This is a genomic window from Streptomyces sp. NPDC001056, assembly GCF_053598955.1.
The window spans coordinates 12,727-31,819 of record NZ_JBSFLI010000012.1 but is presented as its reverse complement, the minus strand read 5'-3'; the positions used below and the strand labels follow the sequence as shown (position 1 = coordinate 31,819).

12 protein-coding genes and 1 tRNA gene are annotated in these 19,093 nt (G+C 72.0%); 9 read left to right on the top strand and 4 right to left on the bottom strand.

Going from position 1 to position 19,093, the window contains the following annotated elements:
• Positions 1-500: 500 nt before the first annotated feature.
• The 5 genes from ACWDD7_RS16460 to ACWDD7_RS16440 are packed head-to-tail and all read left to right on the top strand — an operon-like array spanning position 501 to position 7,569.
• The gene (locus ACWDD7_RS16460; RefSeq protein ID WP_450457903.1) at positions 501-4,148 is read left to right on the top strand and encodes a nitrate reductase subunit alpha; all 3,648 of its coding nucleotides are present in this window, start codon (positions 501-503) and stop codon (positions 4,146-4,148) included.
• Entirely contained in the window at positions 4,148-5,740 is a 1,593-nt protein-coding gene (gene narH / locus ACWDD7_RS16455; RefSeq protein WP_450457799.1) for a nitrate reductase subunit beta, read from the top strand. The genes ACWDD7_RS16460 and narH overlap by 1 nt, the downstream gene beginning before the upstream one ends.
• Complete coding sequence (gene narJ, locus ACWDD7_RS16450) at positions 5,737-6,450, top strand: nitrate reductase molybdenum cofactor assembly chaperone (protein WP_450457797.1); 714 nt, start codon at positions 5,737-5,739, stop codon at positions 6,448-6,450. The genes narH and narJ overlap by 4 nt, the downstream gene beginning before the upstream one ends.
• The gene (narI, locus tag ACWDD7_RS16445; RefSeq protein WP_450457796.1) at positions 6,447-7,190 is read left to right on the top strand and encodes a respiratory nitrate reductase subunit gamma; all 744 of its coding nucleotides are present in this window, start codon (positions 6,447-6,449) and stop codon (positions 7,188-7,190) included. Before narJ ends, narI begins: the two co-directional genes overlap by 4 nt.
• A 46-nt stretch (positions 7,191-7,236) precedes the next feature.
• Positions 7,237-7,569: a cupin domain-containing protein gene (locus ACWDD7_RS16440; RefSeq protein WP_351877190.1), complete on the top strand. Its 333-nt coding sequence runs from the start codon at positions 7,237-7,239 to the stop codon at positions 7,567-7,569.
• Between the two features lie 156 nt (positions 7,570-7,725).
• Here ACWDD7_RS16440 and ACWDD7_RS16435 read toward each other — a convergent pair whose 3' ends face one another.
• Positions 7,726-9,753 (bottom strand): cellulose binding domain-containing protein, encoded by a 2,028-nt coding sequence (locus ACWDD7_RS16435; RefSeq protein WP_450457795.1) that lies wholly within the window; start codon positions 9,751-9,753, stop codon positions 7,726-7,728.
• A gap of 365 nt (positions 9,754-10,118) precedes the next feature.
• On the opposite strand from ACWDD7_RS16435, the gene ACWDD7_RS16430 reads away from it, so the two are divergent.
• A tRNA-OTHER gene (locus ACWDD7_RS16430) sits at positions 10,119-10,210 on the top strand.
• 161 nt (positions 10,211-10,371) lie between these two features.
• On the opposite strand, the gene ACWDD7_RS16425 is transcribed toward ACWDD7_RS16430, so the two are convergent.
• Together ACWDD7_RS16425 and ACWDD7_RS16420 are read right to left on the bottom strand one after the other, a co-directional pair.
• Entirely contained in the window at positions 10,372-11,526 is a 1,155-nt protein-coding gene (locus ACWDD7_RS16425) for a CU044_5270 family protein (protein WP_450457794.1), read from the bottom strand.
• On the bottom strand, positions 11,523-12,182 hold the full coding sequence (locus ACWDD7_RS16420; RefSeq protein ID WP_450457793.1) for an RNA polymerase sigma factor: 660 nt from the start codon (positions 12,180-12,182) through the stop codon (positions 11,523-11,525). Before ACWDD7_RS16420 ends, ACWDD7_RS16425 begins: the two co-directional genes overlap by 4 nt.
• Before the next feature lie 93 nt (positions 12,183-12,275).
• On the opposite strand from ACWDD7_RS16420, the gene ACWDD7_RS16415 reads away from it, so the two are divergent.
• Positions 12,276-12,974: a VOC family protein gene (locus tag ACWDD7_RS16415; RefSeq protein ID WP_450457792.1), complete on the top strand. Its 699-nt coding sequence runs from the start codon at positions 12,276-12,278 to the stop codon at positions 12,972-12,974.
• A gap of 73 nt (positions 12,975-13,047) precedes the next feature.
• Here the strand turns inward: ACWDD7_RS16415 and ACWDD7_RS16410 are convergent, their stop codons facing one another.
• The gene (locus ACWDD7_RS16410) at positions 13,048-14,067 is read right to left on the bottom strand and encodes a LacI family DNA-binding transcriptional regulator (RefSeq protein ID WP_392216450.1); all 1,020 of its coding nucleotides are present in this window, start codon (positions 14,065-14,067) and stop codon (positions 13,048-13,050) included.
• A gap of 379 nt (positions 14,068-14,446) precedes the next feature.
• Between ACWDD7_RS16410 and ACWDD7_RS16405 the strand changes: the two genes are divergently transcribed.
• Positions 14,447-17,680, top strand: a complete 3,234-nt coding sequence (locus ACWDD7_RS16405) for a glycosyl hydrolase 115 family protein (RefSeq protein ID WP_450457791.1) — start codon at positions 14,447-14,449, stop codon at positions 17,678-17,680.
• Between the two features lie 73 nt (positions 17,681-17,753).
• Entirely contained in the window at positions 17,754-19,085 is a 1,332-nt protein-coding gene (locus ACWDD7_RS16400) for an SGNH/GDSL hydrolase family protein (RefSeq protein WP_450457790.1), read from the top strand.
• The last annotated feature ends 8 nt before the right edge of the window (positions 19,086-19,093 follow it).

Sequence of the window (19,093 nt, the reverse complement as noted above, 5' to 3'; positions counted from 1 at the left end):
CCTCTCGCTCCAGCAGCGCAGGACGCGCCGAGCAGTGGGTGCGGCGGGGACTGCGGACGGTCATCGGTCACGGCCGCGTGCACGGCACCCGACGTCGGCACACCCGCGTCCCGCCCCGGCCTCCGCCTCGCCCGGCTCCCGGGACGCCACCCCGTACACGCCGATGGGAAGGACGATGCTCCACAGGCTTGTCCCGTACCGCGGTGGCACGCGGCGCGCACGTGTCGCCGCGCCCCCAGGGCGAGGAGGAGCGGTCCCCGGCGCCCGGCCGCACGGAAGGCGCCGCGGTCCGCGCTTCAGGCTTCCGGCCTACCCCGTGTGTGGGCTGGCGGAGTGTCGGCCCCGTCCGCTCCGGCCGTCGGCAGAGCATGGTGGTCACGCCTCCCCACAGCCGGCCGCGCGAGGCACCGGAGCAGGCAGGGCACGAGCAGGCGACCGCAGCATCCGAGGAGGCGAATCGCGTGAGTACCGACCGGGCGGATGCCGCGGCCGAGCGGCTGATGCGCACGGCGCAGTACTTCTTCCCCGGCACCCAGTCACCCGACCGGCGGATGCTGTACCGCGAGGGCGGCCGGGCGGCGGAGGAGTTCTACCGGGAACGGTGGCGCCACGACCGGGAGGTGCGCTCCACGCACGGGGTGAACTGCACGGGGTCGTGCTCGTGGCGGGTGTTCGTCAAGGACGGCCTGATCACATGGGAGACCCAGGCGACCGACTACCCTTCGGTCGGCCCGGACTCCCCGGAGTACGAGCCGCGGGGCTGCCCGCGCGGCGCGTCGTTCTCCTGGTACACCTACTCCCCCACCCGCATCCGCCACCCCTACGTGCGCGGCCCGCTGCTTCGGTTGTGGCGGCAGGCGAAGGCACGGCACGCGGACCCGGTCGAGGCGTGGGAGTGGCTGACCTCGGACCCCGGGCGGTGCGCCGCCTACAAGCGGGCCCGCGGCAAGGGCGGGTTCGTACGCTGCGACTGGCGCGAGGTCACGGAGTTGCTGGCGGCGGCGCAGGTGCACACCGTGAAACGGTACGGTCCGGACCGGATCGTGGGGTTCTCCCCGATTCCGGCGATGTCCATGGCGTCCTACGCGGCCGGGACCCGGTACCTCTCCATGATCGGCGGAACGATCTCCTCGTTCTACGACTGGTACGCCGACCTGCCGATGGCCTCACCGCAGGTGTTCGGCGACCAGACGGACGTTCCGGAGTCCGGCGACTGGTGGAACGCCGGCTACCTGATCGTGTGGGGCACCAACCTGCCCATCACCCGCACCCCGGACGCGCACTTCATGACCGAGGCCCGCTACAAGGGGCAGAAGGTCGTGGTGGTCTCGCCGGACTACGGCGACCACACCAAGTTCGCCGACGACTGGCTCGCGGCGGCCCCCGGCACGGACGGCGCCCTGGCGCTGGCCATGGGGCACGTCATCCTCACCGAGTTCTACCGCGACCGGCAGGTGCCGTACTTCACCGAGTACGCCAAGACCTACACCGACCTGCCGTTCCTGGTGCGGCTGCGCGAGCGGGACGGCGGCGGGTACGTGCCGGACAAGTTCCTCACCGCCGCCGACCTGCCCGACCCTGCCGCGGAGGCCGCCGAGTTCAAGACGGTGCTGCTGGACGGGCGCACCGGCGAACCGGTGGTGCCGAACGGATCACTGGGCTTTCGCTGGTCGGAGTCGGGCCAGGGCCGGTGGAACCTGCGGCTGGACGGGGCCGACCCCCTGCTGACCCTGCACGGGTGTCCGGACGGGGAGGCGGTGGCCGTCGACCTGCCGCGGTTCGACACGGGGCCCGGCGAGTCCGGCGGGGTGCTGCGGCGCGGCGTACCGGCGGTGCGGGTCGGCGGGCACCTGGTGACCACCGTCTTCGACCTGGTGCTCGCCCAGTACGGGGTGGCCCGCGAGGGTCTGCCCGGCCGGTGGCCGGGCGGTTACGACGACAGGGACAGCCCGTGCACGCCGGCCTGGCAGGAGGCGATCACCTCGGTGCCGGCCAAGGTGGCGGCCCGGGTGGCCCGGGAGTTCGCCCGCAACGCGGAGCGCACGGGGGGCCGTTCGATGATCGCGATGGGGGCGGGCACCAACCACTGGTTCCATTCCGACCAGATCTACCGCGCCTTCCTGTCTCTGGTGATGCTGACGGGCAGCCAGGGCGTGAACGGCGGCGGCTGGGCTCACTACGTCGGCCAGGAGAAGGTACGGCCGCTGACCGGATGGTTCCATCTCGCCTTCGGCCTGGACTGGCAGCGGCCCACCCGGCACATGGTGGGCACGCCGCTGTTCTGGCTGGCCACCGACCAGTGGCGCTACGAGGCGTTCTCCGCCGACGCCCTGGCCGGCCCGCTCGGACGGGGTACGCTCGCGGGCCGCACGCTGCCGGACTGCAACGCGCTGGCCGCCCGGCTGGGCTGGATGCCCTCCCATCCGGCGTTCGACCGCAACCCGCTGGACGTGTGCGACGAGGCGGAGCGGGCCGGCAAGGACGTACCGGAGTACGTCGTCGAGGAGCTGAAGGCCGGCAGATTGCGGTTCGCCGCCGAGGACCCGGACGACCCGGCCAATTTCCCCCGCGTCCTGCTCATCTGGCGGGCGAACCTGTTCGCGTCGTCGATGAAGGGCCATGAGTACCTGCTGCGGCACCTGCTCGGCACCGACGACGCCGTCACCGCCGCGGAGACCCCGCCCGAGCTGCGGCCGAGGGACGTCACCTGGCGCGAACAGGCCCCGGTCGGCAAGCTCGACCTGTCGGTGGCGGTCGACTTCCGCATGACTAGCACCTGCCTGTTCTCCGACGTGGTGCTGCCGGCCGCCACCTGGTACGAGAAGTACGACCTGTCCTCCACCGACATGCACCCGTTCGTGCACGCCTTCAGCCCGGCGATCGCGCCTCCGTGGGAGAGCCGCACCGACTTCGACGTCTTCCACACCCTCGCCGCCGAGTTCGCCAAGCTCGCCGCCGTCCATCTGGGTGTGCGCCGGGACGTGATCGCCGCCCCGCTCGCCCACGACACGGCGGACGAGATGGCGCAGCCACACGGGCGGGTACGGGACTGGAAGGCCGGGGAGTGCGAGCCGGTACCGGGTCGGACGATGCCGAAACTGATCGTGGTGGAGCGCGACTACGCGGCGGTGGCCGAGAAGATGGCCGCCGTCGGCCCGCTGCTGGACAGCCTGGGCACCACCACCAAGGGCGTGACCTGGAAGCCCGAGCAGGAGATCGACCACCTGCGCCGTCGCAACGGCACCGTGCGCGGCGGCATCGCCGACGGACGTCCCTCGATCGCCCGCGACGACCAGTTCTGCGAGGCGATCCTGGCCCTGTCCGGCACCACCAACGGCCGCCTGGCCGTCCAGTCGCTGCGCGCGCTGGAGAAGTGCACCGGCGTGGAGCTGGCCGATCTCGCCGGGGAGCGCTCCGGCGACCGCATCACCTTCGAGGACACCCGCACCCAGCCCCGCGCGGTGATCACCTCGGCGGAGTGGTCCGGCACCGAGTCCGGCGGCCGCCGCTACTCCCCGTTCACCGTCAACGTCGAACGCCTCAAGCCCTGGCACACCCTCACCGGCCGCCAGCACTTCTTCCTCGACCACGACTGGATGGCCGAGTTCGGCGAGCAACTCCCGGTGTACCGGCCGCCGTTGAACATGGTCGCCCATTTCGGCGACCCGACCCGCTCACCGGACGGCCGCCCGGAACTCGTGGTGCGCTACCTGACCCCGCACTCGAAGTGGTCGATCCACTCCGAGTACCAGGAGAACCTGCACATGCTCACCCTCTTCCGCGGCGGCCCGGTCATCTGGATGAGCCCGAAGGACGCGGAGCGGATCGGGGTGGCGGACAACGACTGGATCGAGGCGTACAACCGCAACGGCGTGGTCGCCTGCCGCGCGGTGGTCACCCACCGCATGCCCGAGGGAACCGTGTACATGTACCACACGATGGACCGGCACCTGAACGTGCCGAAGACGGAGACCTCCGGCCTGCACGGCGGCGGCGACAACTCCCTCACCCGCCTGCTGATCAAGCCCACCCATCTCATCGGCGGCTACGCCCAGTTCTCCTACGGCTTCAACTACATCGGCCCCACCGGCAACCAGCGCGACGAGATCACCGTCATCCGGCGGCGGGCACAGGAGGTGGAGTTCTGATGCGTGTGATGGCGCAGGTCGCGATGGTGATGAACCTCGACAAGTGCATCGGATGCCATACCTGCTCCGTCACCTGCAAACAGACCTGGACCAACCGGCCCGGAGCCGAGTACGTCTGGTTCAACAACGTCGAGACCAAGCCGGGCGCGGGATACCCGCGCCGCTACGAGGACCAGGAGAGGTGGAAGGGCGGCTGGACCCTGAACCGGCGGGGCGGACTGACGCTGAAGGCCGGCGGCCGGGTGCGCAGGCTGCTCAGCCTCTTCTACAACCCGGACCTCCCCTCGCTCGACGACTTCTACGAGCCGTGGACGTACGACTACCAGAGCCTGACCACCGCGCCGCTGTCCGACAGCTTCCCCACCGCCCGCCCCAAGTCCTGGCTCACCGGCCGGGACATGCGGCCGGTGCACGGCCCGAACTGGGACGACGACCTCGCCGGGGCCGCCGAGTACGCCACCGCCGATCCGAACCTGAAAGGTCTGTCGGAACAGGTGCGGATGGAGTTCGAGCACGCGTTCATGTTCTACCTGCCGCGCATCTGCGAGCACTGCCTCAACCCCTCCTGCGTCGCCTCCTGTCCCTCGGGCGCCATGTACAAACGGCAGGAGGACGGCATCGTCCTGGTCGACCAGGACCGCTGCCGCGGCTGGCGGTTCTGCGTGTCGGGCTGCCCGTACAAGAAGGTGTACTTCAACCACCGCACCGGGAAGGCCGAGAAGTGCACCTTCTGCTACCCGCGCATCGAGGCCGGGCAGCCCACCATCTGCTCCGAGACCTGTGTGGGCCGGCTGCGCCACCTGGGCGTGATGCTCTACGACGCCGACGCCGTCCGGGGCGCCGCCTCGGTGAAGGACGAGAAGGACCTGTACGAGGCGCAGTTGTCGGTCTTCCTCGACCCCGAGGACCCCGGGGTACGGGCGGCGGCGGAGCGCGACGGCATCGCCCGCGACTGGATCGAGGCCGCCCGGCGCTCCCCGGTGTACGCGCTGGTCAGGAAGCACCGGGTGGCGCTGCCGTTGCATCCGGAGTACCGCACCCTGCCCATGGTCTGGTACGTCCCACCGCTGTCCCCGGTCACGGACGCGGTGCACGCCACCGGCCACCACGACGACGACCCCGACCGCGTCTTCGCGGCCATCGACGCCCTGCGCATCCCCATGGAGTACCTGGCCAACCTCTTCACCGCCGGTGAGACCACCGTGGTGGAGGGCGTGCTGCGCAAACTGACCGCGATGCGCGCCCACATGCGCGCGCTGCAACTCGGCGACCCGCCCGACCAGGACCTGCTCCGCCAGGTCGGCGCGAGCGCCGAGGACATCGAGGACCTGTACCGGCTGCTGGCCATCGCCAAGTACGACGACCGCTACGTCGTCCCCCGGGTGCATGCCGAGGGCTCCGGCGCGCTGATGGCCCAGCACTGCTCCCTCGACCACCCCGGTGGCGTCGCCCCGCCGCCCCCGCCGGGGCCGGCCCCCTCGGGCGGCGGCAGTCGGTTCCGCGACAGCGACGGCAAGGTGCGCTTCAACCTCCTCGGCTGGAACGGTTCCGGCCCCGCCCCCGGCCTCTTCGACGACGGGAACGACCGGTGATCCGCCGCCGGCGCGCGCGGGCCGACACGCCACTGGTGCACCGCATCGCCTCGGTCCTCCTGCGCTACCCGGACGAGGCGGTGCTCGCCTGCCTCGGCGACGTGACCGCCGCGCTCCCCGCCGTCGTCGACCCGGTCGACCGCACCCGGCTCGCCGCCGTGTGCCACCACCTGTCGGGCCTGTCCCCCACCGAAGCCGCGCAGCGGTACGTGGACACCTTCGACCACACGCGCCGCCGCAGCATGCACCTGACCTACTACCGGCACGGCGACACCCGCGCCCGCGGCATGGCGCTGCTCACCCTCAAGCACACCTACCGACAGGCCGGCCACGAGCCGCCCGAGAGCGAACTGCCCGACTTCCTGCCGCTGGTCCTGGAGTTCGCCGCCCTCGCCCCCGGGCCCGGCCATCGCGTCCTGCTCCAGTGCCGGGCCGGACTGGAACTCCTGCGGCAGGCACTGCGCGAACACTCCAGCCCGTACGCCGGCGTCCTCGACACGCTCAGCGGCCGGCTGCCGGAACCGGGCCGGGGGGAGCGCGACGCGTGGCGGCGGCTGGCCGCCGAGGGACCGCCGGGCGAACAGGTCGGGCTGGAGCCCTTCGGCCCACCGGAGCAGACCGGGCTGGAACCGTTCGCTCCGCCCGAACGCCCGGCACCGTCCGCGTATCCGGCACAGGAAGCATTCCCGAGAGCTGAGGAGGGCCGGTGAGTTCCTGGGACCTGTGGTGGTGGGTGATCCTGCCCTACCTCGCCCTTGTCACCTTCGTCGTCGGCCACGTCTGGCGCTGGCGCTACGACCAGTTCGGCTGGACCAGCCGCTCGACCCAGCTCCAGGAGCGCCGCCTGCTGAAATGGGGCGGGCCGCTCTTCCACTACGGCACGTTCGCCGCCATCGCCGGACACGTCATGGGCATCCTGGTCCCCGAGTCGTTCACCCGGTGGCTCGGCATCCCGGAGGGCACCTACCGCTGGTTCTCCTCCATCGGCGGCACCGTCGCCGCGCTGGCCGTCGCCTCCGGTGTGGTGATCCTCGCCTTCCGCCGCACCGCTGTGCCCCGGGTGCGGGCCACCACGAGCCCCGTCGACTGGGTGGCCCTCGTCCTGCTGGCGATCGTCATCGTGCTCGGCATCATCCCGACCATGGGCGTCAACCTCTTCGGCGCCGGCTACGACTACCGCCGGAGCGTGGCGCTGTGGTTCCGCGGACTGTTCGTCGGCGACCCGGACGTCGACGCCATCTCCCACGCACCGCTGATCTACCAGGTCCACGCCACCGCCGCCTGGGCCATCCTCGCCGTGTGGCCCTTCACCCGGCTGGTGCACGCCTGGAGCGTCCCGCTGTGGTACCTGTGGCGGCCCTTCGTCCTCTACCGCAGCCGGGTCCCCGCCCACCCCGCCGAGCCAGGCACCAGCGGACGCCGCTGGCGCCGCGTCGGCGCCCGCTACTGACGCCGACGCGCGCGAAACCCTCCGACACAGAAACGGCAACCGAGCCATGCAGAAGCTCTCCCTCGACACCAAGGCCGACGAGCACCTGGAGCGGGCCGCGGCCTCCTCCACGGGCCGCAGCGCCGAGACCCTCTATGGCGGCCGCGAGCACACCCTGCGCCAGACCCTCCTCGCCCTGCGCGCGGGCACCACCCTCGCCGAGCACGAGAATCCCGGCGAGTCCACCGTCCTCGTGCTGCGCGGCCGGGTGCGGCTGCACAGCGGCGACGAGACGTCGGAGGGCATGGCCGGAGACCTGCTCGTCGTCCCACCCGCCCGGCACAGCCTGGAGGCCCTTGAGGACGCCGCCGCACTGCTGACCGTCGCCAGGACCGCCTGACCCCGGCGTCTACCGGCGGGCCGGCCTTCGGGCACCGGGCTGCGCGTCCGGATCGGCGGCCGAAAGCGAGCGGGGGCCTCGGATACGGCCTCCACGGGTCTCCGGGCGGGGCTGCGGGCGGGACGGCCAGAGCCGCCCCGCCCAGGGTGCCGTGGCTCAGGAGATCGTCCGGCAGACCGTTCCGTTGAGGGTGAAGGCCGTCGGAGAGGGGTTGGCACCGTCGTTGGCGCCCACGAAGCCGAAGTCGACGGAGTTGCCGCCGTTCGGCGCGAGTTCGGCGTTGTTCTCGCCGTTGGTCACGTGGACGTGCTGCCCCTCACCGGTGACCTCGGCGTTCCACGACGAGGACACGGACTGCCCGGCCGACGGCCAGTCGAAGGTCAGCGTCCAGCCGTCGATGTCCGCGGGCCCGACGTTGCTCACCACGACGTGGGAGACGAATCCGTTGCCCCAGCCGGAGGTCACCTGGTACGAGACGGTGCAGGTGCTGTCGTCCGGCGTACTCGTGGTGAAGGTCAGCGGGACGGAGGGCCTGGAGAGGTGGCCCGCCTTGTCCCGGGCCAGCACGTTGACGGTGTGCCGGGAGCCGGCCGGCAGGTTGGGGAGCGTGACGGAGGTGCCGGTGGAGGAGCCGAGCAGCTGGATGTTGGTGCCGAGCTGCTCGTAGACCTCGTACCGGTCCACCGAGCCGTCGGCGGCCGGCCAGCTCAGGGTGGCGCTGTCGGCGCCGACCGAGGTGGTCCTCGGCGCCCCGGGGGTGCCGACGGTGGCGGCGGACGAGCCGGTGCCGCTCTTCGGGTGCATCGTCAGCACGGTGAGGGAGTACGGCGCCAGGGTCGCCGAGCCGGCCGTGGCGGTGCCGGTGGCGTCCACCAGGCCGTCGTCACCGGGTGCCCACCGCTGGACCCGGGGCGCCGTGGAGTCGGCGGTGAAGCCCAGGTAGCGCAGGTCCACGGTGTGCTCGGTGTCGGAGCTCTCGTTGAGCAGCAGGACGCTGAGGTCGCCGTCGGCCCTGAGCACCGCGTGCGAGGAGACCTCGGAGCTGGAGGTGCCGGAGGCCACCATGCTGTCGCCCGGGTCGCTGAGGGCGCCGAGCGTCTCGATCCCGTGGTACGGCGCGAACGGGGTGTTCACCGCGGGCTCGCAGACACCGCCCGAGCAACTGCCGTTCGACAGCATGCCCATGTCTCCGTAGTCCGTCTCACCGCCGACGGTGGTGATGCCGCCCGCGCCGTTGTGGGTGTCCCACCAGTCCACGGTGAAGACGCCGTTCTCCAGCGCGGTGCTCATGGCCTCCGCGGCGAACAGGCCGTTGGGGCGGCTGGTGAAGGCGCCACCGCCGGAGTCGGAGTTCACCTCGGTCATCGCGATGCCGACGCGGGCGGAGTCGGCGCCCGCGTACCGGTCCACCAGGTTCCTCACCTCCCGCAGCTCACCGGGCAGTCGGCGTACGGCGGCCAACGACTGTTCGCCGTCGCTGGTGTTGGGGTACCAGTGGACGCTCACGAAGTCGATGTCGTGGGCGACGGCGGCGAGCACGGTGTGGTTCCAGTCGCCGGTGTCACCGCCGGCCACCGAACCGTCCGGCCAGTTGCCGGGCATGGTGAGCACCGCGCCGATCCTGATCGTGGGGTCCACCGCCTTCATGGCCTCGGCGTAGGCCTTGACCTCCCGGGCGTACTGGTCCGGCGTCTTGTCGGCGTGGGTGTCGTTCTCCCAGCCGCTGCCGTAGACGCCGTTGCCGTAGATCTCGTTGCCGATCTCCCAGTACTTCGCCCCGTAGCCCTTGGTGACGTTCGCGTACCGGACCCAGTCCGCGGCCTCCTGGGCCGTCCCGGAGCCGTAGTTGGCGATCAGGATCGGCTGGGCGCCGGAGGCCTTCACGGTGCCCATGAAGGCGTCGAAGTCGGTGCCCGGAGCGACGTAGCCGCCGGGCGCGGTGTTGTCGACCCAGTGGTACATGTCGGAGTAGGAGCCGCCCGGGTAGCGCAACGCGCCGATCCCCGCGGACTTGTAGAGGGAGGCCACCTCGGGGTCGTTCATGTGCGAGTCCCAGACGGCGGTGTTGGCGCCGAGCGCGGTGGGAGCGACGGTGCCCAGGCCCGCGCTCGCGTTGACGGTGACCGTGGTGTCGCCCGTGGCGGCCGGATCGGCCGAGGCGGCGGGCGCGGAGAGCGGCAGCACGGCGGCCGCCACGGCCAGGGCCGCCGACGCCGTCGCGCCGAGGGGGCGAAGCCCGGTTGATCTCCCGCGTAATCTCCTGCGGGCTGGTCCGCTGCGGAACAGCATGGGGGTGTTCCTCCCGGGTGATGCGCCGGCCCGGGGCCACGCCGCGGAACCGGACGGTGGACGGGGAACATGAGGCTTGGGAGCGCTCCCATCATGGGAGCGCTCCCAAGGCATGTCAATCTTCCTGACGCACAGAGACCCTCGTTCCCGGTGTCGAGGTGGCGCGGCGGGTCCTGGCGGTCGGCGAGGGCGTCGAGGGCCCGGCGACCGGGCGTCGCCCCGCTGGGCGGCCTGGACATCGAGCCGTCAGCGGCCTGTCAGGGTGTGGTCAGCGGTTCCTGGCACTGTTCTTCCTGTGACCGGCATCGGGCCCCTTCGGGGGCCCACGCAGGTTCGAATCCTGCCCTCTCCGCCGAAGCCCCGTCCCGGAGGCCGGTACGCCCCGGACCATGCCTGCGGGAGCCGGACGTCTTCGAGCGCCGCCGGCCGCGACGCGGAGCCGGTGGCCGTGGGCGAGGAGGCTTGTGGGCCCGTGCCCCGCGGGGCGGTTCGCCGCGGGGCACGGGTGGACGGTCAGGTGGTGCGCGTACGGTCCGCGCCCGTCCCGTCGGCGGGCAGCCGGCCGGCCTGGTCGACGACGGCGTGTGCCAGTTCGGCCGAACTGGACAGCAGGGTTCCGGCCTTGGCGTACGGCATGTCCTTGATCAGGTAACTCCGGGAACCGAGGAAGGAGTAGTCCTTCGGGTCGAAGACCCACTCGGTGCGCACGCCGTAGCGGGCGTCGTCGCGGACGATGCCGATGCCCTGCCGGCCGATCGCGTCCCGCGCCACGGCGGTCCGGCTGACGCCGGGGATCTCGGCGGCGGCCCGGTAGAGCGCGGCGGCGGTGCGGGGTGGCATCACTCCGCCGAGCAGGCTGCCGATCTGCTCGAACACCGCTTGGTCGCGCCCTCGCCGCTCGGTCACGGGCGTGTTGGCGTACAGGTAGACGAGCAGCTTGTCCGGATCGGTGGGCAGGGAGCCGAGCCAGCGGTAGGTGGGCCGGCCGAGGCCGGCCGGGGTGCCCTCGGTGTCTCCGAGTTCGGCGTTGAGGGGCATGGTCTCGCCGTCGACGCGGATCAGGCCGAGCTTGCGCAGCGGACCGGGCCGCTGCGCCAGCCACTTCTCGTAGTCCTCCAGCGGGCCGACGACGGCCTTGCCGCCGGTCAGGTCGGTGTCGCGGATCTTCTCCCGGGTGTAGACGAACTGGTCGTCGCGCACGGTGGGTGTGCCGCGGTCGGCCGCGGCGTCGGAGATGCGGTGCAGCAGGGCCGCGGCGGGCCGCGTGTCCACGGCCGCGCTGCCGACGCCCTTCTCCCCGCCGGTGCCGGTCAGGACGGCACCCGCGGTCACCGCACCGGCCAGGGTCAGCGCGGTCGCCGTGACGAGGAGAACGGGCCGCAGCAGCTGCCGGGCGCGCCGGACGGACGGGCCGCCGGGTGCGAGGGGTCCGGTGGATGCGGCGGGTCCGGTGGGCACGGCGGACTCGGTGGACATGGCGGATTCGGTGGACATGGCGGATTCGGTGGATACGGCCTGGTCGCTGTCGATGTGTCGCATGAGCAGGTCCTTGTGACGAAGGTGCTGCTCGCGCGGGAGGTCCCGGTCGGCCGGGGCCGGCAGCAGACGCGCGATCTCGTCGCGGTCGTCGTACTGCTCGCGGGACGTGAAGGCGGTCCTGTCGTTCATGTGAGTTCCTCCCGCACGGGCAGGGCCGCGATCGCGGCCGCACTGGTTACCTCTCCGCGACGCGCCCGCGGTTCCCGGCCGTCGACCAGCGGCTCCCGGCCGTCCGCCGCGCTCTCGTCGGCGAGCCGGGCGAGCTTCTTGCGGGCACGCGACAGCCGGGAACGCACGGTGCCGACGGCGATGCCCAGCGCCTCGGCCGTCTCCTGGTAGTCCAACCCGGACCAGACGCACAGGGCGAGCACCTCCCGCTCCTGACGCCGCAGCCGCCCCAACGCCTCCTGCACGGCCCGCAGTCGCCGCGCGTCGTCGATGCGCCCCGCCGTCCGGGCGGCGAAGTCCTCCACCTCTCGCGCCGGCGACTGGCGCGCCAGGAACACCTGCCGCCGGCGCGCGCTCCGGCGCGCGTTGTCCGCCTTGTGGGTGGCGATGCCGAGCAGCCAGGGCAGCAGCGAACCCCCGCCCTCCTGGACCCGCGCACGCGTGCGCCACGCGGTCAGAAACGTCTCTGACATGACCTCTTCGGCCGTCGACCAGTCACCGGTCAGCCGCAGCCCGTGGTTGTACACGGGCCGGGCGAACTCCTCGTACAACTGGGCGAACGCCTCTCGGTCCCCCTCGCGCACGCGACGGCGGACGTCGTTCTCTGACTTGTTCACACTCACTTCTCTCCGCACGGCACGGGGGGTTCCTGTGCCGTGCGTCACGGCAGCGCGATCCGCGTTGTCGGACCCGCACGGCACGTTGAGCGGATGACCCACGCGAAGGGCACGACGGAGCGCATCAGGCCGCAGCGGTTCCACGAGGCCGCCGGCGTGGAGGACTGGCGGGTCGTGGGCGAGGGGGCGTGCGCGTACTTCCGCGGTGGGTCCTTCGCGGCCGGCGCCCGGTTCGTGCAGGCGATCGGCGAGATGCCGGGAATCGAGGACGGCTGCCTCGATGTCGACCTGCGGCAGGAGGGCGTGATCGTGCGGCTGATCACGCTCACGGACGACTACTACGGACTGACCGAACATCACGTCGATATGGCGCGGCGGATCTCAGCGGTCGCCCGCACGCTCGGCCTACCCGCCGATCCGTCCGGCGTGCAGACCGTCCAGGTCACCATCGACGCCCTCGCGGGTCCCGCGGTGGTGGCGTTCTGGCGTGCCCTGCCCGGTTACGAGGCCCGCGCGAACAGCGGCGAGGACCTGCTGGACCCGCGCCGCCGCGGCGCACCGTTCTCCTTCCAGCAGATGGACGCACCGCGCCCGCAGCGCAACCGGGTCCATGTCGACGTGTGGGTGCCGTACGACCAGGCCGAGGCCCGGACAGCCGCGGCGCTCGCGGCCGGCGGACGCCTGCTGAACGACGCCGAAGCGCCGTCTCACCGGGTACTGGCCGATCCCGAGGGCAACGAGGCGTGTGTCGGCGTGGCCGGGCCGCCCGGCCCGGCCGCCGAGACCGCCTGAAGGGCCCGGCCCGGCCGGACGAGGGCGACATCCGGTTCCGCGTGGTTCCGCGCGGGGCCGGGCGTCCGGGGCCTCATCCCCGCACCGGCCCCGTGCTGCTCCTCACCACCAGTTGGGTGGCCAGCTCGATGTGCGGGCTCTCCAGCGTCTCGCCCTGGATCAGCCGCAGCAGCGTACGCGCCGCGACCTGGCCCATTTCGTCCAGGGGTTGGCGGACCGTGGTCAGGGGCGGGGGGGACCACTGGACCTGCGGGAGGTCGTCGAAGCCGACCACGCTGAGGTCGTCGGGGATGCGGAGGTCGTGCTGGCGGGCGGCCTCGTAGACGCCGAGGGCCATCTGGTCGCTGGAGGCGAAGATCGCGGTCGGTGGGTCGGCGAGGGTGATCAGCCGGGTGCCGGCGGCGAAGCCGGACTCGTGGGAGAAGTCGCCCTGGCGGATGAGCCGGTCGTCGATCTCCACGCCGGCGGATTCCAGGGCGGCACGGTAGCCGTCCAGGCGGGCGCGGCTGCACAGCAGGGTCGACGGGCCGGTGATGACGCCGATCCTGCGGTGCCCGAGGGAAAGCAGGTGCTCGACGGCGCTGCGCCCGCCCGCCCAGTTCATGGCGCCGATCGTCGGTATGCCGAAGGTGGGCACACCGGCCGGATCGATGATGACGGTGGGCACGCCCAGGCGCCGTAGCTCGGCGTGCAGTTCGGGCGCGAGGTCCGAGGTCACGAGGACGACGCCGTCGGAGGCCCGCGCCCGCAGGTTGACCAGCCACTGCTGGGCCGACGTACTGCGGTGGTGCACCGCGGAGACCACGGTGCCCAGGCCGGCCGCGTGCGCCACGTCCTCCACACCGCGCAGGATCTCCACGGCCCAGGGGCTGTCGAGGTCGTTGAAGACGAGGTCGATCAGTTCCGCCCGGCCCGCGGTCTGGGCGGCCCGCCGCCGGTAGCCGTGGTGGGCCAGCAGGTCCTCGACCCGGCGGCGGGTCGAGGGGGACACGTCGGCGCGCCCGTTGAGCACCCGGGAGACCGTCGGCAGGGACACGCCCGCCTCCCGGGCGATGTCCGCGATCGTGACGCGGCCCGCGTCCTGTGCTGCCATCCATGCCTCCTCGCCTGCGGTCCCTCAGCATAGGCAATCACCGGTCGCGGGGCCCGCGCGCGGCCACCTGAGTCGTCCTACGGACAAGGCCCGGAGGACGTGGGGCAGTTGATGCCGGGGGGGTTGACGGGCAGTCGGTGCGACCCTAACGTTTCGCGACAACTTCCGGAAACTTTCCGGAAACAGTATCGGCCCCTTTCGATGCTCCATCCCATCCGGAGGACCGTCCTCGGGGGCCTTCCACACCCGCGACCGGCCTACAGCAGTCGCCCCGCCCTGGACACCGGACCGCACAACGGACGTTCTCCAGCGGCCAGTTCGGCGTGGCAGTACGCACAACTCGACGACGAAGGGGCTCCCCGTCCCCATGGAGAGCGGCATGGACTCTGCGCGGCGCAGGCCCGCCACCACACGACCCGACACCCCCGCGGCCGGCGACGGCCTTCCGAGCGGTATGAGCCGACGCACGGCACTGGCCCTCGGGGTCGGGCTGACCGCGCTGGCGACGCCCATGGCCTCCGTGCTGGGCACATCGAGCCCCGCCTGGGCGAGCGGGACCGGCACCGCGGCGCGGCCCACCGACCCGGGGTCGTACATCACCACCTCGCGCGGGGCCGGCACCTTCCCGCTCGTCGAGAACGGCCGGGCCGCCCCCCTCGTGGTCAGCGCCGACGACCACCCGGGCGTCGTGCGCGCGGCCGGCGACCTGCGGGACGACCTCGAACGGGTCACCGGCGTCAAGCCCGCCCTGTCCCAGGACACCCTCCCGGCCGGCCGGCGCGACATCGTGCTCATCGGCACGATCGGCAAGAGCCCGCTGATCGACAAGCTGGTGGCCGCCGGAAAGCTGGACGTGACCGGGATCGCCGGCAAGTGGGAGACCTCCCTGGAGCAGGTGGTGGACAACCCGCTGCCCGGGATCGACCGCGCCTTCGTGATCGCCGGCAGCGACCAGCGCGGCACCGTCTACGGCATCTACGACGTCAGCCGGGGCATCGGTGTCTCGCCCTGGTACTGGTGGGCCGACGCCACCCCGAGCCACCAGGACCTGCTGCACGTGCTGCCCGGCCGCCACACCCAGGGCACGCCCGCCGTCAAGTACCGCGGCTTCTTCATCAACGACGAGAACCCCGAGCTGGGCACCTGGGCGCCGGCCTACTTCGGCCCCGGTCTCGCCGACGGCCACCCCGACGGCTTCAACCACGCCTTCTACGCCAAGGTCTTCGAGCTGATGCTGCGGCTGAAGGCCAACTACCTGTGGCCCGCGGTGTGGGGGCGCGCCTTCGCCGAGGACGACCCGGAGAACCACGCCACCGCGACGGCGTACGGCATCGTCATGGGCACCTCCCACGAGGCGCCGATGATGCGCGGCATCGAGGAGTGGAACCGGCACGCCGTGCCCGCCGTCCGCGACAGCCACGGCAACATCGTCACCCCGGGCAGCGACCCCTACGGCGGCACCGGCGAGTGGAGCTTCCGGCACAACGCCGAGGCGCTCAAGGCGTACTGGACCGACGGCATCCGCCGCAAGGTGGACGAGGGCTTCGAGGGCGTGGTGACCCTCGGCATGCGCGGCAACGGCGACACCGCGCTTCCCGACGGCGACGGCATCGACCTGATGCAGAGCATCGTCTCCACCCAGCGCCAGATCATCGCCGACGTCACCGGCAGGCCGCAGACCGAGACCCCGCAGGTGTGGACGTTCTACAAGGAGGTCCAGCGCTACTGGGAGCAGGGCCTGCGGGCGCCCGACGACGTGACGGTGGTCTTCACCGACGACAACTGGGGCAACCTGCGCCTGGTCCCGAGCCCCTCCCTGCCCGCGCACAGCGGGGGTTACGGCCTCTACTACCACTTCGACTACGTCGGCGCCGGGCGCAACTACAAGTGGGTCGACACCGCCAACCTGGCCAATGTCCAAGACCAGCTCAGCCAGGCGTACGCCTTCGGCATCCGGCAGCTGTGGATCGTCAACTCCGGTGACCTGAAGAGCAACGAGCTGTCCACCCAGTTCTTCCTCGACTACGCGTGGAACCCCGAGCGCTGGACGGCCGACGACGTGCCCGCGTGGCTGGAGTACTACGCGCGGCAGAACTTCGGTCCGGGGCACGCCGCGGACATCGCCGAGGTCCTCGGCACCTACGGGTTCCTCCAGGCCCGCCGCAAGCCGGAGTTGCTCAACCGCAGGATCACCGTGGACCCGAGCAAGGATCTGGCCACCGACTCCTCCGCCGTCGTCTACGACGACCAGGCGACTCCGTTCAGCATCACCGACTACCGGGAGATGGAACGCGTCACGCAGGAGTGGAAGGAGCTGTCCGCCGCGGCCGAGCGCGTCGGCGGGGCACTGCCGGCGAACAAGCGGGACGGCTACTACGAACTCGTCCTGTATCCGGTGAAGGCGACGGCCAACCTCTACGCCCTGCGCCAGGCCCAGTTCACCAACCTGCTGTACGCCGGGCAGGGCAGGACCGTCACCAACTCCCTCGCCTCGGCGGCGGAATCGTACTTCGCCGAGGACAAGGCCCTGGCCGACCACTTCAACAACGAGGTGGCGAACGGGAAATGGAAGGGGTTCCAGACCCAGCCGCACATCGACTACGGCGATGTGGCCCGGTACGGCCCGGACGCCCCCTGGCAGCAGCCGCAGATCAACAACGCGGCGATCCCCGACGTCATCTTCCCGGCCGTCAAGCGGATCACCCCGGACACGTCGTCCCGGATGGGCGTCGCCGTCGACGGCAGCGACCAGGCGTGGCCCGGCTCCACTGCCGAGTGCGTGCTGCCCGCGCTGAGCCCGTACGCCAGCGGCCCGGCCCCGTACATCGAGATCTTCAACCGCGGTACGGAGCCCTTCGACTACCAGATCCGCACCGGGGTCCCGTGGCTGTCCGTCGACGCGACGAGGGGGCGCGTCGACGGACAGGCACGTGTCACCGTCCGCGCGGACTGGTCCCGCGCGCCCAAGGGCAGGACCACCGTGCCGATCACGGTCACCGGTCCGGACGGCCTGCGGGTGACGGTGCAGGCCCCGGTGGACAACCCGGACGTGCCCGCGCGGAAGGTGAGCGGATTCGTCGAGGCGCGCGGCTACGTCTCCATCGAGGCCGACCACTACTCCGCGGCCCACGGCGGGGGCGGCGTCTCCTGGCGGCGCATCCCCGGGATCGGCCGGACCGGCTCCGGCATGGAGCCCTTCCCGGTCACCGCGGCCCGGCGGACACCGGGCGGCGAGAGCCCCCGGCTGGAGTACACCGTCACGCTCTTCACGACCGGTCCGGTCACGGTGGCGGCGTACCTCTCGCCCCGCAACGACGTCCTGGCGAACGGCGGTCTCGCCTACGCCGTGTCCTTCGACGACGACCGGCCGCAGACGGTGAACATCACCAAGGCCACCGGCGCCGACGACGGCACGATGAACGCGCAGTGGCAGCGGAACACCTCCGACAACGTGAACGTCACCACGACCACGCACCGGATCACCGAGGCGGGGGTCCACGTGCTGAAGTTCTGGATGGTCGATCCCACCGTCGTCCTGCAGAACCTCGTCGTGGACACCGGTGGCCTCAAGCCCAGTTACCTCGGCCCGCCCGAGAGCCTCCGGCTGCGCTGACCCCCGCGACCCGCGGGAAGCAGGCGCGGACATGACCCGTCGTCATCGATTCTCCTGAGAGGGAAAGCAGTTCATGGGCCGAACATCCGCTCTTGTGGTGAGCCTGGCCGCCGCGGCCGTCCTCACGGCCACCGGCTTCGCCACCTCCCCCGCGGCCGGCGGGGAACGCACGGCGAGCACAGCCCAGGTCGCCGCGGCCGGGCACTGGGTGAACACCTGGACCTCGATGCCGCAGCTGACCGAGCCGGGCAACATGCCTCCGGCGCCGTTCACCCAGCCGGGCAAGGTCTTCGCCGACAGCACCGTGCGCCAGACCGTGCACGTCTCCCTCGGCGGGACGCATCTGCGGCTGCGCTTCTCCAACGCGTTCGGCGGCGCGGCGCTGCCCATCACGGGCGTCTCGGTGGCGCTCCCGGCCGGCGGGCGCGCCGGGGTCGGCGCCGTCCAGGCGGGCACCACCCGGCAGCTGACGTTCGACGGCCGGACCTCCACGGTGGTCCCGGTCGGCGCGGAGGCCGTCTCCGATCCGCTGGACTTCGACCTGCGGCCGGGGTCCAACCTCACGGTGACGCTCTATCTGGCCGACGGGCAGGCCTCGGACGACATCACCTCGCACCCGGGCTCGCGGACCACGTCGTACATGGTGAGCGGGAACCACCTGGACGACGCGGACCTCGGCGGGGCGGCCACCGCCCAGCACTGGTACTTCCTCAGCGGGGTCGAGGTCTGGTCGAAGCGCGGCACCGCGGCGGCCGTCGTGGTGGGCGACTCGCTGACCGACGGCCGCGGCTCCACGACCGACGCGAACGACCGGTGGCCGGACCAGCTGCTCACCCGGCTGCGGTCCCGGCCCGAGACCTCCGGCGTCGCGGTCCTCAACCAGGCGGCCGGCGGCAACCGGGTGCTGAACGACGGCCTCGGTCCCAACGCGCTGGCCCGCTTCGACCGCGACGTGCTGGCACAGAGCGGCGTCAAGTGGCTGATCCTCTTCGAGGGCGTCAACGACATCGGCACCGCCGACGCCACCGAGACCGCGCAGAAGAAGGTCGCGGCGGATCTGATCGCCGCCTACGACCAGATCATCGTGCGGGCGCACGCGCAGGGCATCCCGGTGTACGGGGCCACGCTGACGCCCTTCGGAGGGAACACGGGCTACGACGACCCGAACGGCTACCGCGAGGCGGCCCGGCAGACGGTCAACCGGTGGATCCGCACCAGCGGCCGGTTCGACGCCGTGCTCGACTTCGACCGGGCGGTCCGTGATCCGCGGCAACCCCGGCAGATCCAGGCGTCGTTGGACGTCGGCGACCATCTGCATCTGAACCCCGCCGGCTACCAGGTGCTGGCCGACACGGTGCCGGCCCGGCTGTTCGAGCAGCCCGTGCCGGACTTCGGTCTCCGCTAGCGGGACCG

What these genes read in the sequence shown, in the direction of transcription:
- ACWDD7_RS16460 (WP_450457903.1), top strand. Translation starts at nt 501, where the DNA reads ATGCGCACGGCGCAGTACTTCTTCCCCGGCACCCAGTCACCCGACCGG.
- narH (WP_450457799.1), top strand. Translation starts at nt 4,148, where the DNA reads ATGCGTGTGATGGCGCAGGTCGCGATGGTGATGAACCTCGACAAGTGC.
- ACWDD7_RS16440 (WP_351877190.1), top strand. Translation starts at nt 7,237, where the DNA reads ATGCAGAAGCTCTCCCTCGACACCAAGGCCGACGAGCACCTGGAGCGG.
- ACWDD7_RS16425 (WP_450457794.1), bottom strand. Translation starts at nt 11,526, where the DNA reads ATGAACGACAGGACCGCCTTCACGTCCCGCGAGCAGTACGACGACCGC.
- ACWDD7_RS16415 (WP_450457792.1), top strand. Translation starts at nt 12,276, where the DNA reads ATGACCCACGCGAAGGGCACGACGGAGCGCATCAGGCCGCAGCGGTTC.
- ACWDD7_RS16410 (WP_392216450.1), bottom strand. Translation starts at nt 14,067, where the DNA reads ATGGCAGCACAGGACGCGGGCCGCGTCACGATCGCGGACATCGCCCGG.
- ACWDD7_RS16405 (WP_450457791.1), top strand. Translation starts at nt 14,447, where the DNA reads ATGGACTCTGCGCGGCGCAGGCCCGCCACCACACGACCCGACACCCCC.
- ACWDD7_RS16400 (WP_450457790.1), top strand. Translation starts at nt 17,754, where the DNA reads ATGGGCCGAACATCCGCTCTTGTGGTGAGCCTGGCCGCCGCGGCCGTC.